18 protein-coding genes are annotated in these 17455 nt (G+C 63.3%); 7 read left to right on the top strand and 11 right to left on the bottom strand.

From position 1 onward, the window contains the following. Positions 1–57: 57 nt before the first annotated feature. From rpoZ to IFT57_RS21065, 3 genes are all read right to left on the bottom strand, one after another. Positions 58–321: a DNA-directed RNA polymerase subunit omega gene (gene rpoZ, locus IFT57_RS21075; protein ID WP_122796135.1), complete on the bottom strand. Its 264-nt coding sequence runs from the start codon at positions 319–321 to the stop codon at positions 58–60. A 97-nt stretch (positions 322–418) separates the two neighbouring features. Beyond that, positions 419–1039, bottom strand: a complete 621-nt coding sequence (gene gmk, locus IFT57_RS21070; protein WP_043192180.1) for a guanylate kinase — start codon at positions 1037–1039, stop codon at positions 419–421. A 12-nt stretch (positions 1040–1051) separates the two neighbouring features. Then, on the bottom strand, positions 1052–1915 hold the full coding sequence (locus tag IFT57_RS21065; RefSeq protein WP_192152566.1) for a YicC/YloC family endoribonuclease: 864 nt from the start codon (positions 1913–1915) through the stop codon (positions 1052–1054). Positions 1916–2101: 186 nt separating this feature from the next. Here IFT57_RS21065 and rph point away from each other — a divergent pair, with 186 nt between their 5' ends. After that, a complete protein-coding gene (gene rph / locus IFT57_RS21060; protein ID WP_122479965.1) occupies positions 2102–2824 on the top strand; it encodes a ribonuclease PH in 723 nt (240 codons plus the stop codon). A gap of 115 nt (positions 2825–2939) precedes the next feature. Here the strand turns inward: rph and IFT57_RS21055 are convergent, their stop codons facing one another. Continuing rightward, positions 2940–3719 carry an exodeoxyribonuclease III gene (locus IFT57_RS21055; RefSeq protein WP_043192186.1) on the bottom strand — a complete coding sequence of 260 codons (780 nt, stop codon included), beginning with the start codon at positions 3717–3719 and terminating at the stop codon, positions 2940–2942. Positions 3720–3801: 82 nt separating this feature from the next. Here IFT57_RS21055 and pyrE point away from each other — a divergent pair, with 82 nt between their 5' ends. Further along, the gene (pyrE, locus tag IFT57_RS21050; protein WP_192152565.1) at positions 3802–4443 is read left to right on the top strand and encodes an orotate phosphoribosyltransferase; all 642 of its coding nucleotides are present in this window, start codon (positions 3802–3804) and stop codon (positions 4441–4443) included. A gap of 46 nt (positions 4444–4489) precedes the next feature. Continuing rightward, the gene (locus IFT57_RS21045) at positions 4490–5047 is read left to right on the top strand and encodes a DUF4124 domain-containing protein (RefSeq protein ID WP_244657394.1); all 558 of its coding nucleotides are present in this window, start codon (positions 4490–4492) and stop codon (positions 5045–5047) included. Between the two features lie 242 nt (positions 5048–5289). On the opposite strand, the gene argB is transcribed toward IFT57_RS21045, so the two are convergent. The 4 genes from argB to coaBC form a co-directional block, all read right to left on the bottom strand. Next, entirely contained in the window at positions 5290–6195 is a 906-nt protein-coding gene (gene argB, locus IFT57_RS21040; protein ID WP_192152564.1) for an acetylglutamate kinase, read from the bottom strand. Positions 6196–6219: 24 nt separating this feature from the next. After that, positions 6220–7644, bottom strand: a complete 1425-nt coding sequence (locus tag IFT57_RS27045) for a phosphomannomutase/phosphoglucomutase (RefSeq protein WP_244657393.1) — start codon at positions 7642–7644, stop codon at positions 6220–6222. Positions 7645–8802: 1158 nt separating this feature from the next. After that, positions 8803–9258, bottom strand: a complete 456-nt coding sequence (dut, locus tag IFT57_RS21030; RefSeq protein WP_192152562.1) for a dUTP diphosphatase — start codon at positions 9256–9258, stop codon at positions 8803–8805. Between the two features lie 8 nt (positions 9259–9266). Next, positions 9267–10475: a bifunctional phosphopantothenoylcysteine decarboxylase/phosphopantothenate--cysteine ligase CoaBC gene (coaBC, locus tag IFT57_RS21025; RefSeq protein ID WP_122716037.1), complete on the bottom strand. Its 1209-nt coding sequence runs from the start codon at positions 10473–10475 to the stop codon at positions 9267–9269. Between the two features lie 134 nt (positions 10476–10609). On the opposite strand from coaBC, the gene radC reads away from it, so the two are divergent. Continuing rightward, complete coding sequence (gene radC / locus IFT57_RS21020; RefSeq protein ID WP_122479960.1) at positions 10610–11284, top strand: RadC family protein; 675 nt, start codon at positions 10610–10612, stop codon at positions 11282–11284. Positions 11285–11300: 16 nt separating this feature from the next. Here the strand turns inward: radC and IFT57_RS21015 are convergent, their stop codons facing one another. After that, entirely contained in the window at positions 11301–12890 is a 1590-nt protein-coding gene (locus IFT57_RS21015; RefSeq protein WP_192152561.1) for an ABC transporter substrate-binding protein, read from the bottom strand. Positions 12891–13262: 372 nt separating this feature from the next. Between IFT57_RS21015 and rpmB the strand changes: the two genes are divergently transcribed. Together rpmB and rpmG are read left to right on the top strand one after the other, a co-directional pair. Next, entirely contained in the window at positions 13263–13499 is a 237-nt protein-coding gene (gene rpmB, locus IFT57_RS21010; protein ID WP_122479958.1) for a 50S ribosomal protein L28, read from the top strand. A 12-nt stretch (positions 13500–13511) separates the two neighbouring features. Further along, the gene (rpmG, locus tag IFT57_RS21005) at positions 13512–13667 is read left to right on the top strand and encodes a 50S ribosomal protein L33 (protein ID WP_022960960.1); all 156 of its coding nucleotides are present in this window, start codon (positions 13512–13514) and stop codon (positions 13665–13667) included. Positions 13668–13811: 144 nt separating this feature from the next. Here the strand turns inward: rpmG and IFT57_RS21000 are convergent, their stop codons facing one another. Next, positions 13812–14174 (bottom strand): cupin domain-containing protein, encoded by a 363-nt coding sequence (locus tag IFT57_RS21000; RefSeq protein WP_192152560.1) that lies wholly within the window; start codon positions 14172–14174, stop codon positions 13812–13814. Positions 14175–14336: 162 nt separating this feature from the next. On the opposite strand from IFT57_RS21000, the gene IFT57_RS20995 reads away from it, so the two are divergent. Continuing rightward, positions 14337–15830 (top strand): aldehyde dehydrogenase, encoded by a 1494-nt coding sequence (locus IFT57_RS20995; protein ID WP_192152559.1) that lies wholly within the window; start codon positions 14337–14339, stop codon positions 15828–15830. A gap of 24 nt (positions 15831–15854) precedes the next feature. Here IFT57_RS20995 and IFT57_RS20990 read toward each other — a convergent pair whose 3' ends face one another. Next, positions 15855–17417 (bottom strand): phospholipase D family protein, encoded by a 1563-nt coding sequence (locus IFT57_RS20990; RefSeq protein WP_192152586.1) that lies wholly within the window; start codon positions 17415–17417, stop codon positions 15855–15857. Between the last annotated feature and the right edge of the window lie 38 nt (positions 17418–17455).

The raw sequence follows: 17455 nt of genomic DNA, 5'->3' as shown, positions 1-17455 counted from the left end.
ACCTCCTGCTGAGGTGGGATAGAACCTCGCGCCGTACAGCGTCGACCAGGCATGGACTCAGACGGCCTCGTTGGCCTCGTCTTCGAACGCTGCGAAGAGGGGCTCGTCTTCAACGATTTCAGCTTCGGCAATAACAGCATAGTTGATCAGGCCTTCAGCGATTTCACGCAGGGCTACCACGGTAGGCTTGTCATTTTCCCACGCTACTTTCGGCTCTTTGCCGCCGGTCGCCAGTTGGCGAGCGCGCTTGGTGGAGAGCATGACCAGCTCGAAACGGTTATCCACGTGTTCTAGGCAGTCTTCAACGGTTACGCGGGCCATGGTCTTCCTCGTAGCAAATGCGATTATGCGCGCAGCCCGGATGGGCGAGCGGACTAGACAGTTTAAAAAATCACCAGCGTTTAGGGAAGCTTTGTTTTCAGGCAAGCAGCTCGGCCAGCAAATTGCCGTGCCTTTGCTGCTGCGCCTGCTGCTGCAGACGGTTGGCGCGAAACACTGCTTTCAGGTCTTCCAGGGCCGAGGCGAAGTCGTCGTTGATGATCAGATAATCGTATTCCACATAGTGACTCATCTCGCTGACCGCTTCACGCATGCGCGTCTCGATGATCTCGTCGCTGTCGGTGCCGCGGTTGGTCAGGCGCTGGCGCAGCGCCAGCTGCGAGGGCGGCAGGATGAAGATCGAGCGCGCCCCGGGCATCAACCGACGCACCTGTTCGGCGCCTTGCCAGTCGATTTCCAGGATCAGATCGTGGCCTTCGTCGAGTGTCTGCTGCAGGTGACTCTGGGACGTGCCGTAGAGGTTGCCGAACACCTCGGCCTGCTCCAGGAAGTCGCCATGGCCGATCATGTCGATGAAGGTTTCGCGGTCGACGAAGTGGTAGTTCACGCCGCAGACTTCGCCCGGCCGCATGGCGCGGGTGGTGTGCGAGACCGAGACGCGAATGGACGGCTGGGCGTCGATCAGGGCCTTGACCAGGCTGGTCTTGCCGGCGCCCGAAGGGGCCGAAACGATGTAAAGGGTGCCGGTGCTGTGGTTCATGACGGGGTGGCCTTACTCAATGTTCTGCACTTGTTCACGCATCTGCTCGATCAACACCTTGAGGTTGACGGCAGCCTGCGTACTGCGTGGGTCGAAGGCTTTGGAGCCCAGGGTGTTGGCTTCGCGGTTGAGTTCCTGCATGAGGAAACCCAGGCGCCGGCCGGCGGCGCCGCCGGCCTTGAGCACGCGCCGCACTTCGGTAACGTGGGTGGCGAGGCGATCGAGCTCTTCGGCCACGTCGCTTTTCTGCGCCAGCAGGACCATTTCCTGCTCCAGGCGTTGCGGATCGAGTTCGACCTGGAGGTCGGCGCAGCGATCGAGGATCTTCTGCCGTTGCGCGCTGAGCATCTGCGGCACCAGGCTGCGCAAGGTGGCGACCTCGCTGCTCATTGCATCGAGCCGGTCGTTGATCAGTCGGGCCAGTTCGGCGCCTTCGCGCACACGGCCATTCTTGAGCTCGGCCAGCGCCTGCGCGAACAGTTCGTTGGCGGCCGTGCTCAGCGCCTGGGGGTCGCTGGCATCGACCACCAGCACGCCAGGCCAGGCCAGTACTTCCAGTGGGTTGAGCGGCGCAGGCTGCTTGATCAAGCTGGCGATGGTCTCGGCGGCGGCTATCAGCTGGGTGGCGCGTTCGCGATCGACCTGCAGGGGCTGGCTGCCGGTTTCCTCGGTGTAGCGCAGGGTGCATTCGACCTTGCCGCGCGAGAGGCCCTGGCGCAGCGCTTCGCGCACCGAACCCTCGAGGTCGCGCAGGGCCTCGGGCAGGCGCAGGTGCGGTTCCAGGTAGCGGTGATTGACCGAGCGCAGCTCCCAGCTCAGGGTGCCCTGGGCCGCGGCGCGTTCGCAGCGGGCGAAGGCGGTCATGCTGTGCACCATGGGGGAGAAACCTCGCAGGCGGTGGAGGATGAATCGAGGCGCAGGATTGTAGCGCAACCTGGCGCTGGCTCCCAATGCTGCCCGCGCAGAGGCCATCTACAATGTCCCGCGCCGACCCCGCGCGGGCAATTCGTGGTCGGACGCCCTATAATGCCCGTCAGATTTGAGTCCAGTACAGGTATCCCGATGAAACGTCCAAGTGGTCGCGCCGCCGATCAGCTCCGCTCGATCCGCATCACTCGCAACTACACCAAGCACGCCGAAGGGTCTGTGCTGGTAGAGTTCGGCGACACCAAGGTGATCTGCACCGTCAGCGTCGAAAACGGCGTTCCGCGCTTCCTCAAAGGCCAGGGCCAAGGCTGGCTGACCGCCGAATACGGCATGCTGCCACGCGCCACCGGCGACCGTAACCAACGTGAGGCCAGCCGTGGCAAGCAAGGCGGTCGCACCTTGGAAATCCAGCGCCTGATCGGCCGTTCGCTGCGCGCAGCGCTCGACATGAGCAAGCTGGGCGACATCACCCTCTACGTCGATTGCGATGTGATCCAGGCTGATGGCGGTACCCGTACCGCGTCCATCACCGGTGCCATGGTGGCGTTGGTCGATGCCTTGAAAATGGTCAAGAAGCGCGGCGGGCTGAAAGGCGGCGATCCGCTCAAGCAGATGATCGCGGCAGTATCGGTAGGCATGTATCAGGGCGAGCCGGTCCTGGACCTGGACTACTTGGAAGACTCCGCAGCCGAGACCGATCTCAACGTGGTCATGACCAGCACCGGTGGCTTCATCGAAGTGCAGGGCACCGCCGAAGGCGCGCCGTTCCAGCCCGCCGAGCTGAACGCCATGCTGGCGCTGGCTCAACACGGCATGGAAGAAATCTTCGCCCTGCAGAAAGTCGCCCTGGGCGAGTGAGGTAACCCTTTGTGGTAGCGGGCTGCCACAGGGGATTCGCAGTGTTTGTAGGAGCGGCCACAGGCCGCAAACAAAAAAGCCGACCTCGAGGGGTCGGCTTTTTTGTGCCTGACGATCAGATCGTCAGGGTCCAGTCGTAGTCCACGATCAGTGGCGCATGCTGGGAAAAACGCGGCTGACGCGGCAGGCGCGCGCTGCGCACGAAACGGCGCAGGCCAGGTGTGAGCAGTTGGTAGTCGAAGCGCCAGCCCAGGTTGAGCATCTCGGCCTGTTCGTTGTCGGGCCACCAGCTGTACTGGTCGCCTTCGCGGCTGACTTCGCGCAATGCGTCGACGTAACCCATGTTGCCGACGATTTCGTCCATCCAGGCGCGCTCGGGTGCCAGGAAACCCGGCGACTGCTGACTGTCGCGCCAGTTCTTGATGTCGAGTTTCTGTTGCGCTACATACAGCGAGCCACAGTAGATGTATTCGCGACGCTTGCGCCGTTGCTTGTCCAGATACTTGCCGAAGTCGTCCATGAGCTTGAACTTCTGGTTCAAGTCTTCATCGCCGTTCATGCCCGAGGGCAACAGCAGGGTGGCAATACTGAGCTTGTCGAAATCTGCCTGCAGATAACGCCCGTAGCGGTCGGCTGTCTCGAAGCCCAGCCCACTGATGACCGCCTTGGGTTGCAACCGCGAGTACAGCGCCACGCCGCCTTGGGCGGGCACTTCGGCATCGCATGCATAAAGGAAGTAGCCGTCCAGTTGGAAGGCGGCGTCGTCCAGTTCAAAGGCGGAAGCACGGGTGTCCTGCAAGCAGATGACGTCGGCATTCTGGGCCTGCAGCCAACTGAGCAACCCGCGCTCGACTGCCGCCTGAATACCATTGACGTTCACACTGATGATCCGCATACATGGCCCCAAAAATCTTGTGCGTGTATGATACCCGAGCTCTACCTAATTAGCTAAATCCGTGGTATCCGAGACTTTTTCGATGCAGGCCTATCAGCGCGACTTCATTCGTTTTGCCATTGATCGAGGCGTTCTGCGTTTCGGCGAATTCACCCTGAAATCAGGGCGTACCAGTCCTTATTTCTTCAATGCCGGCCTGTTCAATACCGGCGCTGCACTGGCCGAACTGGCGCGCTATTATGCCGCAGCCATCGTTGACAGCGGCATCGCCTTCGACGTGTTGTTCGGCCCCGCCTACAAGGGTATTCCCCTGGCGGCCGCCACTTCCGTGCAACTGGCCGAACGGCACCAGCTGGACGTGCCCTGGTGCTTCAATCGCAAGGAAGCCAAGGCGCACGGCGAAGGTGGCAGCCTGGTCGGTTCGCCGCTGGCAGGCAACGTGCTGATCATCGACGACGTGATCACCGCCGGTACGGCCATCCGCGAAGTGATGCAGATCATCCAGCAGCAGGGTGCCACTGCCGCTGGGGTCATGATCGCCTTGAATCGCCAGGAGCTTGGCAACGGCGAGCTGTCGGCCATCCAGGAGGTGGAGCGTGACTTCGCCGTGCCGGTGGTCAGCATCGTTTCGCTGAACCAGGTGCTGGAATTTCTCGCCGACGATGCGCAGCTCAAGCAGCATCTGCCGGCGGTCGAAGCCTACCGTGCGCAATACGGTATCTGAGCACGTGCGTCTGCGCCTGGCGGTTGCCGCGATCAGCCTGCTGCCAATGTTGCCGGCAACGGCGGCCGAGGTGCCGGGCATGTTGCTCTATCGCTACGTCGATAGCCGCGGCGTGACCGTGCTGGATCGCCAGGGCGTACCCCCGGAATACGTAGGCAAGGGTTATCAGGTGCTCAACCAGACCGGTCGGGTGGTGCAGACGGTGCCACCTGCGCCCACGGCCGAGGAACTGCGTATCAAGCAGCAGGCCGACGTGCAGGCGCAGGCCGATGCGCAGCTGCTCGAGCGCTATCCATCGGTAGAAGAATTGGACAAGGCCTGTGCCCGTCGCCGGGCGGAAATCGATGCGCTGATTGCCGTGGCCACGGCGAACGTGCAGACCTTGCAGGGCCAGCAGGCCACATTGCAGGGGCAGGCCGCCACACAGGAGCGCGCGGGTCAGGAGGTATCGACGTCGATGCTCGACCAGCTGCGTGATGTGCAGGCCCAAGTTACCGAGCTGCAAACCCGCATCGACAAGCTGCAGCAATCGCGCAGCGAAGCCGACGCCGGCTTCGCGCAGCAGCGGGCCAAATTGGTCAAGCTTCTCGAAACGCCTCTGTAGCAGCGGCGCAAGCCGCGTCGGGCCTCACCACGTTCTGCCTGGTCCACCGCATTCACCGCCGACGCGGCTCGCGCCGCTGCTACAGGGGAGCATTCACCGCCGACGCGGCTCGCGCCGCTGCTACACGAGTGCATTCACCGCCGGCGCGGCTTGTGCTGCTGCCACAGGGGATCGGGAATTCTGTAGCAGCGGCGCGAGCCGCGTCGGCGATCGCTGCGGTGCGTCTGCGCACCGCCGTCGGGTCAGCCGATCTTCTTGTTGCTGATCAGGGTGCCGACGCCGCTGTCGGTGAAGATTTCCAGCAACACGGCGTTGGGGACGCGGCCGTCGATGATGTGCGAGGTGGTCACGCCGCCCTGGACCGCTTCCAGTGCGCAGCGGATCTTGGGCAGCATGCCGCCGTAGATGGTGCCATCAGCGATCAGACCGGCCACCTGCTCGGTGGTCAGGCCGGTCAGCACGTTGCCTTCATTGTCCATCAAACCGGCGATATTGGTCAGCAGCATCAGCTTTTCGGCCTTGAGCGCCTCGGCCACCTTGCCCGCCACCAGATCGGCGTTGATGTTGTAGGACTCACCGTCCGGGCCGACGCCGATGGGCGCGATCACCGGAATGAAATCGCCGTTGACCAGCATGTTCAGCAGATCGGTATTGACCCCGGTGACTTCCCCGACGTGGCCGATGTCGATGATTTCCGGCTTGGTCATTTCAGGCGTCTGGCGAGTCACCGTGAGCTTGCGCGCGCGGATCAGTTCGGCGTCCTTGCCGGTCAGGCCGATGGCGCTGCCGCCGTGACGGTTGATCAGGTTGACGATGTCCTTGTTGACCTGGCCACCCAGCACCATCTCCACCACGTCCATGGTCTGCGCATCGGTGACGCGCATGCCATCGACGAAATGGCTCTCGATGGACAGGCGCTTGAGCAGGTCGCCGATTTGCGGTCCGCCACCGTGCACCACCACCGGGTTGATGCCGACAGCCTTCATCAGCACGATGTCACGGGCGAAACCGGTCTTGAGCTCTTCGCTCTCCATCGCGTTGCCGCCGTACTTGATCACCAGCGTCTTGCCGACGAAGCGGCGGATATAGGGCAGCGCTTCGGACAATACCTTGGCGACGTTGGTGGCGGCATCACGTTCGAGGGTCATGCGGGGCTCCAGTGAAACAAGTGATCAGAACGGTAGGTGCAGGTCAGGTGCGACTTTCAACAGCTGGGTACGGAAGACGCCCTGGATTCGTTCGAGTTCCTCGGCGTCTTCGGCTTCGAAGCGCGTCACCAGCACCGGTGTGGTGTTGGAGGCACGAACCAGCCCCCAGCCTTTAGGGTAGTCCACGCGCACGCCATCAATGGTGGTGAGCTGCGCGTCGCCCCATTGGGCGCTTTGGTGCAAGGCGTCGATGATGCTGAATTTGCTGTCTTCGGTCACCGGGATATTCAGTTCGGGTGTGGACACGTCGTCGGCGAATGCAGCGAAGACCTCTTCGGCGCTGAGGTTTTCCCGGCTGAGAATTTCCAGCAGCCGCGCGGCGCTGTAGATGCCGTCGTCGAAGCCGAACCAGCGTTCCTTGAAGAAGATGTGCCCGCTCATTTCCCCGGCCACCAGCGCGCCGGTGCGCTTCATCTCTTTCTTGATCAGGGAATGCCCCGTCTTCCACATCACCGGACGCCCGCCGTGCTCCTTGATCAGCGGGCCCAGGCGGCGCGTGCATTTGACGTCGTAGATCACGTCGGCACCGGGATTGCGCGACAGCACATCGCGCGCGAACAGCATCAGCAGGCGATCGGGATGGATGATGCGACCGGTGTTGGTCACCACGCCTACACGGTCGGCGTCACCATCGAAGGCCAGGCCCAGGTCGGCGCCGCTTTCGTTGACCTTGGCAATCAACGCCTGCAGATTGGCGGCCTTGCTCGGATCAGGATGGTGATTGGGAAAATGCCCGTCGACCTCGCAGAATAACGGGATGACCTCGCAACCCAAGGCCTGGATCAGTTCCGGGGCCACTACCGCGCCGGCACCGTTGCCGCAATCGACCACCACCTTGAGCCGGCGGGTGAGCACGATGTCATCGCGGATCTGCGCGACATAGCGCGGCAGGATGTCCACCCGTTCGACACTGCCCTGGCCCTGGCTGAGGTCGTTGTGCAGCAGGCGCTGGTGCAAGGCCAGGATCTGTTCGTTGGCCAGCGTGTCGCCGGCGATCACCACCTTGAAGCCATTGTAGTCGGGCGGGTTGTGGCTGCCGGTGAGCATCACCCCGGAACGTCCGCTCAGCACGTGGTTGGCATAGTACAGCGCCGGCGTCGGCACCAGGCCCACGTCGCTGACATGGCAGCCGGCGTCGACCAGACCCTGGATCAGCGGCTGCACCAGCTCCGGCCCGGACAGACGTCCGTCCCGGCCGACATTGACGTTGGCCTCGCCCATGGCCAGGCTTTGCGCACCGACGGCGCGGCCGACCCAGTAGGCCGTGTCGGCATTCAGAGTACTGCCGACGATGCCGCGGATGTCATAGGCGCGAAAAATCCCGTGGGGCAGTGCCGGTGGCAGGGTACTCGGGTCGGCGACAGGGTCCGCCGCGTCGAGGTCGAGCATGTAGGTGTCCTGAAAGATCGGATTGGTCCAATTGTCCGCGGCAGGCGCTGGCGCAGCGTCAGTGCTGTCGGCGAGTTGCGCGCTGCCTTCACGCAGCGACAGCCGCGCCAGGCCCTGTGCCAGGCCGTTGAGCGGCGCCAGGCTGAGGCCGAACGCCTTGACCGCCTTGCCGCCGGACAACTCGTCGAGCAACTGCTCGAGTTGCCGCGCATCGGCCTCGATGCGCGCATACAGCTGGCGCTGGGCAAGACGCACTGCCAGCGCCGCGCAGCCAATGGCAATTGCCGCAGCCAGCATCATCAGGCCCAGCGAACTCCAGGCGAAGGGCGGTTGGAACAACGGCCCCGGGCTGAATTCCAGACGCCAGTTGGGGTTGGAGGTCGCATACGGATAGCGTGTGGCAGACGCGTTGCTGCCTTGCTCGACCAGCAGCTGCGGTGGGCTGCCCAGTACGCTTTGCTGCAGGCGCAACTGGCCGAACTCGGCGTCGGGCAATGCCAGCGCCTTGACCAATGGCTGCATGTCGAACCCCAGCAGCAGCGTGCCCAGCACCGGTGACTGCGGGCCTTGCTGGACGGCTGCGACGGTGTAGATCCACCAGCGTCCGTTGACCTTGTAGGCTTCGGGCGGGGTGGCAACGCCGCGTTCGGCGCGGCTGAGCATGTCCAGTACGGCAAAGTTGATCGGGGCCGCGCCCTGCTGGTCGACCTTGGCCTGTCCCGGCAGGTTCAGGCGCACACCTTGCAGGCCGTCGATCAACGGCACTGCACTGGCAGCCTGGGCGATGCCCGCAGGGTCCTGGCTGGCCAGTGCGGCCATGAGTGCAGGTGAATGAGCCAGGGCGGCGGCCTGGCCGGCCTGACGCGCGATCGCGGCGTCCAGGCCCGCAGTGAAAGGCGCGGCAGCACTCGCCTCGGCGTTCTGGAAGGCACGGCCGGCCAGCGGTGCGACCACCAGAAACCAGATCAGCAGCAGAGCGGCGAGCACCCCGGCAATGGCGAGCAGCAACGCCTGGTTGCCGGCGTTGGGCCGTGCGTTCGAAGCCTGGCCGTGCTCGGCGGTCTTGGCATTGCGAGGAAATCCTTTCACTTGTCATCTCCGCATTGAACGCTCTGGAACGGCATGGTATCGCCACGGCCGCCTGATCTGCATGGCCGTCTACTGGGTGCCGGAGTGACCGAAACCGCCGGTCCCGCGCTGGCTTTCGTCGAAGCTTTCGACCAGCTCGAAATGGGCTTGCACCACCGGCACCAATACCAGTTGGGCAATACGCTCGCCCACCGTCAGGGTGAACTCGGTGTGGCCTCGGTTCCAGCACGAAACCATTAGCTCGCCCTGGTAATCGGAGTCGATCAGGCCGACCAGATTGCCCAGCACGATACCGTGCTTGTGGCCCAGGCCCGAGCGCGGCAGGATCAGCGCCGCCAGGCCCGGATCGCCGATGTAGATCGACAGGCCGGTAGGAATCAGCAAGGTTTGCCCAGGTGCCAGCAGCGTGTCCTGCTGCAGCATGGCGCGCAGGTCCAGGCCGGCGGAGCCGGGCGTGGCGTAGTGGGGCAGCGGGAAGTCCCGGCCCAGGCGTGGGTCGAGGATCTTGGCTTGAAGGGCGTGCATGGTTGTCGTTAAACCTGATCGAGGCGCTTGGCGATGAAGGAAACCAGCTGGCGGGCGATCTTGCCCTTGCTGGTCTGGGCGAAAGCAGTGGTCTGCAACTGACGGTCGATCACGCTGCAGGCGTTTTCTTCGCTGTTGAAACCAATGCTGGGGTTGGCGACGTCGTTGGCCACGATCAAGTCCAGGTTCTTGTCCTGGAGCTTGCGCGCGGCGTAGTCGAGCAGGTGTTCGGTTTCGGCAGCGAAGCCGACGCTGAATGGGCGGTCGGCGCGACCGGCGATGGTCGCCAGGATGTCCGGGTTGCGCACCATCTGCAGCAACAGGCCGTCACCGCTGGCCGGGTCTTTCTTGAGCTTTTGCGCGGCCACCACCTCGGGGCGGTAGTCGGCCACGGCGGCGGATGCGATGAACACGTCGCAGGGCATGCCGGCTTCGCAGGCGGCGAGCATGTCGCGGGCGCTGACGACGTCGATGCGGGTCACGCGGTCGGGCGTGGGCAGGTGCACCGGGCCACAGATCAAGGTGACGCGAGCGCCGGCCTCGACGGCCGCTTCGGCCAGGGCAAAGCCCATCTTGCCGGAGCTGTGGTTGGTGATATAGCGAACCGGATCGATGTTTTCCTGAGTCGGGCCGGCAGTGATCAGCACGTGCTTGCCGGTCAAGGCCAGGTGCTCGAAACATTCGGCCGCGCACAGCGCAAGCTCGGTGGCTTCGAGCATGCGGCCCAGGCCGATGTCGCCGCAGGCCTGGCTGCCGGCGGCCGGGCCGAAGACTTTCAGGCCGCGGCTGCGCAGCAGGTGCAGGTTGTCCTGAGTGGCCGGATCGCGCCACATGGCTTGGTTCATGGCCGGGGCGATGGCCACGGTGGCGTCGGTGGCCAGTACCAGCGTAGTCAACAGGTCGTTGGCCATGCCCTGCGCCAGGCGCGCCATCAGGTCGGCAGTGGCGGGGGCGATGAGCACCAGGTCGGCCCATTTGGCCAGCTCGATATGGCCCATGGCGGCTTCGGCCGCAGGGTCGAGCAGGTCCATGTGCACCGGGTGGCCGGAAAGCGCCTGCAACGTCAGCGGCGTGATGAACTCGCTGCCGCCCTTGGTCATCACCACGCGTACTTCGGCACCCTGCTCCAGAAGCCTACGTACCAGCTCGGCGCTCTTGTAGGCGGCAATGCCGCCGCCGACGCCCAGAATGATGCGTTTTCGATACAGCCGCTGCATAGGCCTGCCTTTATCATCTGGTAATAACACCACGGTGAAACCGCCTCCCGGGGCCGGGTCGCCGTGCAAAAAGTTGCGCTAAGATAGCACAGCGCTCGCTATGGAACAGCGAGGCTCACAGACAGGGAGTGGGGATGAGTATTCGCGATTGGCCCGAGGCCGAGCGGCCACGTGAGCGCCTGCTGGCGCATGGTCCGGGCAGTCTTTCCGATGGCGAGCTGCTGGCGATATTCCTGCGCACCGGCGTGGCCGGGCACAGCGCCGTGGACGTCGCGCGCAACCTGCTGATCCGCTTCGGCGGCCTGCGCGCCCTGCTCGAGGCCGACCAGAAAACCTTCAGCCAGCACTTCGGCATGGGGCCGGCCAAATACGCCCAGCTGCAAGCCTCCATCGAAATGAACCGCCGCTACATGGCCGAACGCCTGAACCGCGGACCGGCCATGGAAGATCCCGAGTCGGTGCGCCGCTACCTCAAGGCCAAGCTGCGCCATGAGCGCCAGGAAGTGTTCGGTTGCCTGTTCCTGGACACCAAGCACCAGCCGTTGGGTTTCGAGGTGCTGTTTCGCGGCACCATCGACAGCGCGGCGGTGTATCCGCGCGAAGTGGTCAAGCGGGCCATAGCCATGAACGCCGCGGCGCTGATCCTGACGCACAATCATCCTTCCGGAAACCCGACCCCGAGCCAGGCCGACCGCGCGCTGACCCAGCGCCTCAAGGAATCACTGGCGCTGGTAGATGTGCGCGTGCTCGATCACATCATCATCGGCGAAGGCGAGCCGCTGTCGATGGTCGAGCATGGCTGGATGTGAGTGGCCTTGCTGCGTCCTATTTACCTACAGACACCTTGGAAAAGTCCTGCCGGCCGAACGGGCTGACGGTGTAGCCCTCGACGCCCTTGCGGGCCAGCACGGCCGCCGTCGGGTGTGCCAGTGGCAGCCACAGCGCCTGCTGCTGGATCTGCGCCTGGGCCTGGTGGTACAGCTTGCTGCGCTGGGCCTGGTCGGTCACCGCCTTGCCATCACTGATCAGCTTGTCCAGGGCCTTGTCGCAATAGCGCGCGAAGTTGGTCCCCGACTGCACGGCCGCGCAGGAAAACTGCGGCGTCAGGAAGTTGTCTGGATCACCGTTGTCGCCGGCCCAGCCCATGAACAACAGGTCATGCTCACCGGCCTTGGCACGACGGATCAGCTCGCCCCATTCGATCACGCGGATTTCGGCCTTGATGCCGACCTTGGCCAGGTCCGCCTGCAGCAGCTGCGCTCCCAGGCTGGGGTTGGGGTTGAGCAGGCTGCCCGATGGGCGGGTCCAGATGGTGGTTTTGAAGCCGTCCTTCAAGCCTGCCCTGGCCAGCAATTCGCGCGCCTTGGCGGTGTCCTGCTGGTAACCCGGCAGGTCCCGCGCATAGCTCCAGGTATTGGGCGGGTAGGGCCCATTGGCCGCCTCGGCGGTGCCTTCGAACACGGCCTTGAGGTAGCTGTCCTTGTCGAACGCCAGGTTGATCGCCTGGCGCACTTCAGGCTTGTCCAGCGGCGGGTGCTGGCTGTTGATGGCCAGGAACGCGGTCATGAAGGCTTCGGTCTTGATCACCTGAAGGCTCTTGTCGTCGGCGGCTGCGGCGATGTCCAGCGGCTTGGGCGACAGGGTCAGTTGGCACTCGTTGCGCCGCAGCTTCTGCAGGCGCACGTTGGCGTCCGGGGTGATGGCGAACAGCAGCGGGTCGACCGCAGGTTTGCCGGCGAAGTAGTCCGGGTTGGCCTTGTAGCGCACCACGGCGTCCTTCTCGAAACGCACGAAGATGAACGGACCGCTGCCGATGGGCTGGCTGTTGAGTTTTTCCGGAGTGCCGGCCTGCATCAGTTGCTCGGCGTATTGCGCCGAATAGATCGAGGCGAAGCCCATGCTCAAGGTCGCCAGGAACGTCGCATCGGGATGATCCAGGGTAAACCGGACGGTCAGCGGATCAGGCGCCTCGATCTTCTTGATCAGCCCCGGCAGCTGCATCGACTGGGCGTGCGGAAAGCCACTCTGCGCGACCTTGTGCCAAGGGTTGGCCGGGTCGAGCATGCGCTGGAAGCTGAACAGCACGTCCTGCGCATTCAGCTCGCGGTCGGGCTTGAAGTACGAGGTGCCGTGGAACTTGACGCCGGGGTGCAGCTTGAACGTGTAGCTCAGGCCATCGGCCGATACGGCCCAGCTGTCCGCCAGGCTGGGAACGACCTTGCCGGCTTTGGCATCGAACTCCACCAGGCGGTTCATCAGCACGTCGGCCGACGCGTTGGTGGTGGTCAGGGAATTGTACTGGACCACGTCGAAGCCTTCGGGGCTGGCCTCGGTACAGACTGTCAGCGGCGCGGCATGAGCCAACGCAGAGGCAAACAGGGGAGCAAGCAAGAACGGCAAAGTCGCAAGACGCATGGTGTGTTCCTTGGCGTGTCGAGGGCCCATCTGCCTATGCAGTCTGGAGAAAAGTCCTACCCTAGAGATGTCCGGCAGCGTTGACTATCCCTAAATCGTTTTTTTGCGCGACGAGTGGTCGTGCCGCAGCACGCCCGCCACTGCTGCGCGTGGGCCGATGACTGCGTTGCCCGGCACATTGATTGTGCATCTGCAGTTGTTGCGCCCAAGGCTTTCTGGTATAAAGCAGCGCTCTTTTCTAGGGCCCTGTTCCTCTGCCTTTACGGTGAGGTGGGTAAGACCCTGAAGAAACGCGGCGCCGTGCGCCAAATGACTGAAAGATAAGCGGCCAACCCATGCCGGGTTGGGCATGTGGTTTTAGAGGGCTGAGGCATGTCGAGAGTCTGTCAAGTTACCGGTAAGGGTCCGGTGACTGGGAATAACATTTCCCACGCAAACAACAAAACCCGTCGTCGTTTCCTGCCGAACCTGCAGCATCACCGCTTCTGGGTTGAAGAAGAGAAACGTTTTGTGCGTCTGCGCGTATCCGCCAAGGGCATGCGTATCATCGACAAGCGTGGCATCACTGTCGTGCTGGCCGAAATCCGTCGCGATGGCGGCAAGGTTTAAGGGAGCTTTATCATGCGTGAATTGATTCGTTTGATCTCGAGCGCCGGTACTGGTCACTTCTACACTACCGACAAGAACAAGCGTACTACCCCGGACAAGATCGAGATCAAGAAATTTGATCCGGTTGTTCGCAAGCACGTGATGTACAAGGAAGGCAAAATCAAGTAATTGATTTTGGCGACCAGAAAAAGGCCCGCGTCGAAAGATGCGGGCCTTTTTTTTGGTGTGAATTCTGGCATCGCGGGGATGCTTTCGCGGGTAGAGCCTGCTCCCACAGGTGCACGTGTTCCCACAGGGGGGTGTGGAGCAGACTCAATCCTTGGATTCGAACACCACGTAGATCTTGCGGCAGGCTTCCAGTACTTCCCAGGTGCCAGTGAAGCCGGCGGGGATCACGAAGCGGTCGCCGGCGCGCAGCGTCTTGCCGTTGCCCTGACTGTCGCGCAACACGGAAACGCCCTGCACGATTTCACAGTATTCGTGCTCGGTATAGTTGACCGTCCATTGCCCTACCTGGCCTTCCCATACCCCCGCGTTCATCTGCCCGCAGGGGCTCTGGTAGTGGTTGAACAGTGTCTGTTCGGGGTCGCCGCCAAGGATCTTCTCGGGCTCAGGCCGGTAGCGTTCCGGGGTGACGCTGTGTTGAGCAAAATCGACGATGCTGGTGATGTTCATGCAGCAAACCCCTCGCTTGTTGGATAAAACGCACATCCGTGGGCCTCTGTGCGCCAGGTGTCAAATATATTGAAAAGCGTCACACCGGTGGTTTAGGGTGGTTCGATGTTACCCGCCCAGCCTTGCACGGCCGGGCTTTGCATTCAATCACAGGAGATCCGTATGACCACTCTGACTCGCGCTGACTGGGAACAACGTGCCCAGCAGCTGAAGATCGAAGGGCGCGCGTTCATCAACGGCGAATACACCGACGCCGTGTCAGGCCAGACCTTCGAATGCGTAAGCCCCGTCGATGGCCGGCTGTTGGCCCAGGTGGCCAGCTGCGACGCTGCCGATGCGCAGCGCGCGGTCGAGAATGCCCGCGCCACGTTCAATGCCGGCGTCTGGGCCAAGGCGGCACCGGCCAAGCGCAAGGCTACCCTGATTCGCTTCGCCGGCCTGCTGCGGGAAAATGCCGAAGAGCTCGCGCTTCTGGAAACGCTGGACATGGGCAAGCCGATCAGCGATTCGCTGAACATCGACGTGCCTGGTTCGGCCAATGCCCTGGCCTGGAGCGGCGAGGCCATCGACAAGGTCTACGACGAAGTCGCCCCGACCCCGCACGATCAGCTCGGCCTGGTCACCCGCGAAGCCGTGGGCGTGGTCGCCGCAGTGGTGCCGTGGAACTTCCCGCTGATGATGGCCTGCTGGAAGCTGGGGCCGGCCCTGGCCACGGGCAACTCGGTGATTCTCAAGCCTTCGGAAAAATCTCCGCTGACGGCCATTCGCATTGCCCAGCTGGCGATCGAGGCGGGCATTCCCAAAGGCGTGCTCAACGTGCTGCCCGGCCATGGCCACACGGTCGGCAAGGCGCTGGCCCTGCACATGGACGTGGACACCGTGGTGTTCACAGGTTCCACCAGGATCGCCAAGCAACTGATGATCTACGCTGGCGAGTCGAACATGAAGCGCGTCTGGCTGGAAGCAGGTGGCAAGAGCCCCAACATCGTCTTCGCCGATGCGCCCGACCTGCAAGCCGCGGCCGATTCGGCGGCCAGTGCCATTGCCTTCAACCAGGGCGAAGTCTGTACGGCCGGTTCGCGCCTGTTGGTGGAACGTTCGGTCAAGGAGCGCTTCCTGCCGATGGTGGTCGAGGCTCTCAAGGGGTGGAAACCCGGGAATCCGCTGGACCCGGCGACCAACGTCGGTGCCCTGGTGGACACCCAGCAGATGAACACCGTGCTGTCGTACATTGCGGCGGGTCAGGAAGGCGGCGCAACGCTGCTGGTGGGCGGCAAGCGCATCCTCGAGGAAACCGGCGGCACCTACGTCGAACCGACCATTTTCGATGGCGTGACCAATGCCATGAAGATCGCTCAGGAAGAGATTTTCGGGCCGGTATTGTCGGTGCTTACCTTCGATACTGCCGAGGAGGCCGTGCGCATCGCCAACGACAGCGCCTATGGCCTGGCCGCCGCGGTATGGACGGCGGACATCTCCAAGGCGCACCTGACGGCCAAGGCGTTGCGTGCCGGCAGTGTGTGGGTCAATCAGTACGATGGTGGCGACATGACCGCGCCGTTCGGTGGTTTCAAGCAGTCGGGCAACGGCCGTGACAAGTCGCTGCACGCGTTCGACAAATACACCGAACTGAAGGCCACCTGGATCAAGCTCTGATCCATCGCCAGGGGGGCTGGGGAATCAAAGCATCTTTTCCAGCCCCACTGCCTCGCTGAACCATGCGTTCAGCCTTCGCCACCAGTCACCCGGTTCGCGATGCAGGGTATGCATCTGGTGGTGGTCCTCGGTGTCCCATACCACCTGGCCATTTTCCAGGCGCACCTGATAGCTGCGCGCAGGCGACATGCCCTCATGGGCCAGGTGGCGCATCTGCGCTGCCAGTTCCGGGCTGTCGACCAGCACCCCGACCTCGGTATTCCACAGCACCGAACGCGGATCGAAATTGAACGAGCCGATGAAGGATTTGCGCGCATCGAAGATCATCGCCTTGCTGTGCAGGCTGGAATCGGAACTGCCGGTGAAACTCAGGGACACGTCGCCATCGTCACCTGGCTGGCGACGCAGTTCGAACAGCTTCACGCCGTGTTCGAGCAACGCCTTGCGGTAGGGTACATACCCGCCGTGTACTGCGGGCACATCGGTGGCTTCCAGTGAATTGGTCAGCAGGCTGACGTCGACCCCGGCGTCGGCGCGCCCGGTGAGGTAGTCGCGGCCAGCCTCGCCCGGTACGAAATAGGCAGAGATCAACATCAGTTCATGCTTGACCCGGGTCAGCTCAGGCGCGAGCTGGGTGGTCAGCAGCAGGTGCGGGTCGGGCTCGCCGCGGGCCAGCACCTTGGTTGGTGCATCCCACAGCGCCTGGCCCCAGGCCCAGATCAGTTGCTGCCGCCAGATGTCCATCTGTGGCGCGCTCTGATAGGTCATCAGGCGTTCGTAGAGAACATGGTGCTGGCGTCTGGATTCAAGCAGCGACTGCTCCAGGCGCACGCGCGTGGACGCCAGGTGCCTGGCCGTGGGAACGGTGAACAGAAAGTTGGCGATCGGCTGGCTCAGCGCACTGTTCCAGTACTGATCGAAGCTGTAGCCCAGTTGCTGGGCCACCGGCCCGAAGCCGAGCAGGTCGATGTCGGTGAAATTCATGTCCGGCTCGGCGTCGAAGTATTCGTCGCCCAGGTTGCGCCCGCCGACGATGGCCACGCTGTTGTCGGCCAGCCACAATTTGTTGTGCATGCGCCGGTGTTGCCGGGACAGTTGCAGCAGACGGCCCACTGCACGCGTGGCGCCGGTGGATCGGCCCAGGTGCGTCGGGTTGAACAGGCGGATCTGGATGTTGTGGTGCGCAGCCAGGGTGGCGATGGTCTTGTCCAGGCCATCACTGGTGGTGTCGTCCAGCAGGATGCGCACGCGCACGCCGCGGTCGGCGGCCTTGAGCAGCTCGTCGACCAGCGCCCGGGTACTGAAACCGTCGTGGACGATGTAGTACTGCAGGTCGAGGCTGCCCTGGGCGTTACGGATCAATTCGGCGCGTGCGCGAAACGCCTCATCGCTGCTCGACAACAGGCGGAACCCCGATTGCCCGTGATGGGCCTGTACCTGGGCCTGCACCGACCTGCCGAAGGCCGATTGTTCGGCCGGTAACATCTCGCTGTAGTCCCGCGGCGCGTTCACGCTGGCGCAGCCTTGCAGGGCCAGGATCAAGGTCAACAGCAGCGGTAACAGCCTGGGGCAGGGCAAAGCGGTCATCCTTGGCAGAGGGGGAGGCGTGCAGTTCGACCCTGGCA

This window comes from Pseudomonas sp. CFBP 13719 (genome assembly GCF_014842095.1).
Lineage (GTDB): Bacteria > Pseudomonadota > Gammaproteobacteria > Pseudomonadales > Pseudomonadaceae > Aquipseudomonas.
The sequence above is the reverse complement of the archived record's forward strand: the minus strand, read 5'-3'. Positions and strand labels throughout refer to the sequence as shown.